Annotated in this window: 3 protein-coding genes; 1 reads left to right on the plus strand and 2 read right to left on the minus strand. The window is 70.6% G+C overall.

The window, feature by feature from the left end; translation table 11 throughout:
- The coding region (locus tag ACE3TL_RS16710) for a hypothetical protein (RefSeq protein ID WP_374579791.1) at positions 1–668 on the plus strand (668 nt) is incomplete at its 5' end.
- A 136-nt stretch (positions 669–804) separates the two neighbouring features.
- Here the strand turns inward: ACE3TL_RS16710 and ACE3TL_RS16715 are convergent.
- On the minus strand, positions 805–1386 hold the full coding sequence (locus ACE3TL_RS16715) for a sigma-70 family RNA polymerase sigma factor (protein WP_374534296.1): 582 nt from the start codon (positions 1384–1386) through the stop codon (positions 805–807).
- A gap of 131 nt (positions 1387–1517) precedes the next feature.
- The coding region (locus tag ACE3TL_RS16720; RefSeq protein ID WP_374579792.1) for an ATP-binding protein at positions 1518–3519 on the minus strand (2002 nt) is incomplete at its 5' end.

The raw sequence follows: 3519 nt of genomic DNA on the forward strand, positions 1-3519 counted from the left end.
AGCTCCACAGCCTGGTCTCGGCGCGCGGGGTCCTGGCTTTCAGCGTCCACGACGAAGCCATCCTGCCGGCCGGGGAGTCGATGGGCCCCGACGGCTTCCACTTCCTGCGCTTCTCGGAGAGCGGATCGCTGGAGCTGGACATCTACGGCATGTCCTATGTCACCGAGGCCTTTGTCGGTCGGGCGATCGAACGGCTGGGACCGGGCCTTTCCTGGCGCCGTTTCCCCAAGGGACTCTACGAGAACCAGGACCTCTACGTGGTTGGCGCGACGGGCGTGGACCTGGGCGCCCTCAAGCTCGGCTCGACGCCGATGGGCGGCTTCGAGACGGCCGCGACCCTTTCCACCGGCGATGTCGAGTTCGCCGGCTGGGCGGTGGAGCGCACGCCGGGCGCGCAGATCGTCGCGGCGCGGGTCTTCGTGGATGGCGAGGAGACGCTGAGCATCGCCCCCTCGCGCGAGCGGCCCGATGTCCAGAAACACTTCCCCGGTTCGGCGCGCACCCCGGTCGGCTGGAGCTTCCGTCTCTCGCCGCGACAGGCCGCGCCCGGCGCGACGGTGCGGGTCCGGCTGGAAAGCGCCAGTGGACTGATGGGCTATTGCTACGCGCAAATGCCCACGCCCGCGACCTTCACCTATTCAGGCTGGTCGCGGCGCGGGCTGCGTTAGTCATCCTCAAAATCCTCCCTCTCTGGGAGAGGTGGATCGGCGCAAAGCGCCGAGACGGAGGGGACCCGCCGACTCGACAAGCCCCCTCAGTCCGCTATGCGGACAGCTCCCCAGCGGGGGAGCATTCAAGGCTCCATCAGGCGACGGCGCGCAGGCCGTCGAGCTGGGCGATGATGTTCGACATGGCCGACGAGGGCCGAATCTCGTCCTGGCCGTAGTCGCCGGACTCGATGATGGCGGCCAGCCGGTCGCGGGCGCGGCTCACCCGGCTCTTGATGGTGCCGATGGCGCAGCCGCAGATTTCCGACACTTCCTCGTAGGACAGCCCGCCGGCGCCGATCAGGATCAGGGCCTCGCGCTGGTCGTCGGGCAGGCAGGCCAGGGCGCGGCGCACCTCGTCCAACTCCAGGCTGGCGATCGGGTTGGAGGCGGCCTCCAGGGTGCGCTCGGCCACTTCCGGGTCGAGCTGGCTGGAGCGCCACGAGCGACGCTTGTCGGAATAGAACTGGTTGCGGAGGATCATGAAGGTCCAGGCCTTCATGTTGGTGCCCGGCTGATAGCTCGCGCGATTGTTCCAGGCCTTCAGCAGCGCGTCCTGCGCCAAGTCGTCAGCCGCCGCCGCGTCGCGGCACAGCGACCGGGCGAAGGCCCGCATCTGCGGGATCAATCCGGTCAGCTCGATCTTGAAGTCGTGGTCCGCTTGAGCCTGTTGGTTCATTAGGTCGCCTTTCGTTCAAGCCCGGGACATTACGCGCCCCTCGTGGCCTAAACGCGGCACGCCGGCAAAAGGCTCCGCTTGTTGCCGCTCACGAGACCGCGAGCAGCGCGCCGGCCGCCTTAAACGCCGCCTTAGAACTTGAGCTCGGGATGGCCCGCGGCCCCTTGCGCCGCTTCGGGTAGGTGGCAGGTGAAGGTGGCTCCCGCGCCGGGCTCGCTTTCCAGCGCCACCCAGCCGCCGTGCAACTCCACCAGGGCCTTGACGAGGGCCAGGCCCAGGCCCGGTCCGCCACGTTCTCGCCCCACGAAGCGGTCGAAAATGTGCGCCTGGACGTGGAAGGGAATGCCGCGGCCGGTGTCGGTGACCTGAAGCTGCACCTCGCCCAGGGTGCGGCGCGCGGCCAGGGTGACGGTCCCGCCGGGCGGGGTCTGGCGCACCGCGCTTTCGGCCAGATGGTCGAGGGTCTGGGCCAGCCGGCGCGCGTCGCCGCGGAGCAGGCCGATGTCGGCCGGATGCTCGACCTTGATCGTCACCTGGGCGGCCTCGGCCTCCTTGGCCCAGCGCTCGGCGGTGTCCTTCACCAGGTCGGCGACGTTCACGTCCGCCAGGTCCAGGGCCATTTCGTCGGCGTCGATCTGGGCCATGTCCAGCACGTCGTCGATCGACCGGGCCAGTTGGGTGGCCGCGGTCCGCACGGCCGCCGCGTGGGCGCGGCCGCGCTCGGAAAGGTTCTCGCCCGAACGCTCCAGCAGTTCCGAATAGCCGATGATGGTGGTGAGCGGGGTGCGCAGTTCGTAGGAGACGTTGCCCACGAAATCGCGCTTCAGGCGCTCGGCCTCGGCCAGGGCCGCCGAGCGGTCGGCCAGGGCGCTCTCCAGCTTGCGCGCGTCGGTGACGTCGGCGAAGGCGATCAGCGTCGCCCCATCGGGAAGCGGCCGGCTCTGATAGACCACGATGCGCGAGTCCGAGGTCTTCACCTCGCCGGAGATCGGGGCTCGAGCCTGCGGATCGGGATCGGCGACCCGCCCCTTCAGCTCCCGCCAGAAGTTCATGTCGTGCAGGCGCCGCACGCACAGCTCGACCACGCCCTCGAAATCGTGGGCGCGTTCCAGTTGGTCGCCGCTGACGTTCCAGAACAGCTCGAACGCCTCGTTGTGCAGCCGCAGCCGTCCGTCGGAGCCGAACACCGCCACGGCGTCGTTCAGCTTGTCCAGCGTCGCCTGCTGCACCTGGATCTGGGCGTTGTACTGGGCCTTCAGCCGCAGTTCGCCGGTGATGTCGGAGAACAGCAGCACGACCCCGCCCATCGGGTGCGGCTGGCGGCCGACCTTCAAGGTGCGGCCGTCGGGCAGGCTCCAGAGGTCGTCCGGCCCGGAGGAGGTGTCCTCGTAGCGGTCGAGCTCGGCCGCCTTCCACTTGCCGTAGTCGGCGGTCTCGGGCAGCCGTCGCCGCTGGCGCAGGCGGTCGAGGACTTCGCCATGGCTTGGCCGCTCGGCCAGCCAGGCGGGCTCCAGGCCCCACAGCTCGGCGAAGGCGGTGTTGTGGAAGATCAGCCGCTTGCCTTCGCCGAAGATGGCGACGGCGTCGGCGATGTGGTTCAGCGTCTCGTCGTGCGCCTCGACATGGCGCTTGAGCGCCTCGCGCAGTTCCTCGGTCTCGGTGACGTCGTCGGTCCAGACCCCGACTCCGCCGCCCTCCAGGGGCTGGGCGGTGACTTGCAGCGCCCGGCGCCGGCCCTCCAGCGTCGTCCAGCGCAGGCTCTGGCGGCGCAGGCCCAGGTTGGCGGCTTCGCTGGCCAGACCCTCGGCGCCCTTGTCGAAGGAAAGGCCCCCGGCCGCGGCCTCGTCCAGGGTCGCTGCGCCCGTGGCCGCCAGCCAGGCGGCGTTCACCCAGACCGGGCTGCCGTCGGCGGCGGAGATCCAGGCTGGCGTCGTGCGCGCATCGAGGAAGGCGGCGAAGCGCGGCGCGGTCGGCAGGCCGGCGTCCTGGCCGACCACGGCCGACAGCCGCAGCCAGGCCAGCGCCCCGGCCGCGCGGCCCTCGACCGCCACCGCCCCGCCCGGCCCCTGGACCTCGAAGGCGCAGGCCTCGCCGCGTTCGAAAAGGGCGCGCAGCCGCCGCGCATGGTGCGGG

Source organism: Phenylobacterium sp. (assembly GCF_041920015.1).
Taxonomy (GTDB): domain Bacteria; phylum Pseudomonadota; class Alphaproteobacteria; order Caulobacterales; family Caulobacteraceae; genus Phenylobacterium.

What these genes read in the sequence shown, in the direction of transcription:
- ACE3TL_RS16715 (WP_374534296.1), bottom strand. Translation starts at nt 1,386, where the DNA reads ATGAACCAACAGGCTCAAGCGGACCACGACTTCAAGATCGAGCTGACC.